General features: G+C 46.8%; 1 protein-coding gene. It reads left to right on the forward strand.

Features of this window, described 5'->3' with window-relative positions:
• A partial coding sequence (locus R7O13_RS29630; RefSeq protein ID WP_318305561.1) for an FUSC family membrane protein occupies positions 1-560 on the forward strand: 560 nt, incomplete at both ends.

Genomic DNA, 560 nt, shown 5'->3' on the forward strand with positions numbered 1-560 from the left:
GCCTTAATGCTGCTACGGTCACCGCACTCAATGCGTGTAAAGCAACGCTACTCACCCGTTCCAAGCGTGGTCATGTAGACGGCCCAAGTGACCGATTCTTGAATATCTATTTTATTGCGCAAGACATTCACGAACGCGTGAGTTCGAGCCACTACCGCTACCAAGATTTGGCAACGGAGTTTGAGCGTTCAGACGTGCTGTTCCGCTTTAAATATCTTCTTGAGACACAAGCGCAAGCTTGCCGAGATATTGCTCAAGCTATTCAACTCGGCAACGAATACACTCACACCGATGAGTCGATTCTGGCTTTGGCAGAACTACAAAATTCACTGGCGTATTTGGAAGAGCAGCAACAAGGTCATTGGAAGCGTTTGTTAATGCAGCTGACTTACCTGTTCAATAACCTCGCTACGGTTGAAAAGCAGCTAAACAACATCAATAACCCGGATGCCGAACGCCTAGAAGAAGACACGCTTGCCGATACTAACCCACATACTTTGAAAGCGATGTGGCAACGCATTTCGGCTAACTTTCATAAAGATTCGATGCTGTTTCGACAT

The organism is Vibrio sp. Y176 (genome assembly GCF_033438945.1).